The organism is Pseudomonas sp. EL_65y_Pfl2_R96 (assembly GCF_963970905.1).
Taxonomy (GTDB): Bacteria; Pseudomonadota; Gammaproteobacteria; order Pseudomonadales; family Pseudomonadaceae; genus Aquipseudomonas.
This window is the reverse complement of record NZ_CAXAQH010000143.1, coordinates 1-614: the sequence shown is the minus strand read 5'-3', so window position 1 is coordinate 614 and position 614 is coordinate 1. Positions and strand designations below refer to the sequence as shown.

The following is a 614-nucleotide window of genomic DNA, read 5'->3' as shown; positions in this document are numbered from 1 at the left end:
CGTCGTGGGCAAATTGTGATCGGGCACCGCCAGCGTCAGATCGGGGCGTCGCACCGTGCGCCCGTTGGCGCGAAGGCCCGAAAAGGCCTGCGGGCTGGTAACCTCATGGACGAGGTGACGATCGATGTAGATCAGGCAGGTGCCATCGTCGCGGCGTTCCACGACGTGATCTGCCCAGATCTTTTCGTACAATGTGAGGGGACGGCTAGCCATTGGAGGTCTTTAACCGAAAGATGCGCCGTTTCAAGGATTAGGTAACAGAATGTTACGTCACCGTCAGCGCGTGCGCGGACAGTCCCTCCGCGACACCGCTAGCGGATATAATGGGCTGTGGTTTTGGCAGCGATCTCTTCGGGGGTAACTCCGGGAGCCGTTTCGATCAGTTTGAACGGCGATTGATGATCGGGGCGCTGGAACACCGCCAGGTCGGTAACGATCATGTCGACGACGTTCTTGCCGGTTAACGGCAGCGTGCAGGCGGGAATGAACTTCGGGTCCCCGTTCTTGGACGTATGTTCCATCACCACGATGATCTTCTTGACGCCCGCGACGAGATCCATCGCCCCGCCCATGCCCTTGATCATCTTGCCCGGGATCATCCAGTTGGCGATGTC

The 614-nt window shown here is 59.1% G+C and carries 2 protein-coding genes; both read right to left on the bottom strand.

Annotated elements, in window-relative coordinates; genetic code table 11:
• Positions 1 to 213 (bottom strand): aconitase family protein (locus tag AACY49_RS29900; RefSeq protein ID WP_339527811.1); only part of this gene is annotated, 213 nt, incomplete at its 3' end.
• Positions 214 to 311: 98 nt separating this feature from the next.
• Positions 312 to 614: CoA-transferase (locus AACY49_RS29895; protein ID WP_339527809.1), on the bottom strand; the 303-nt coding region annotated here is incomplete at its 5' end.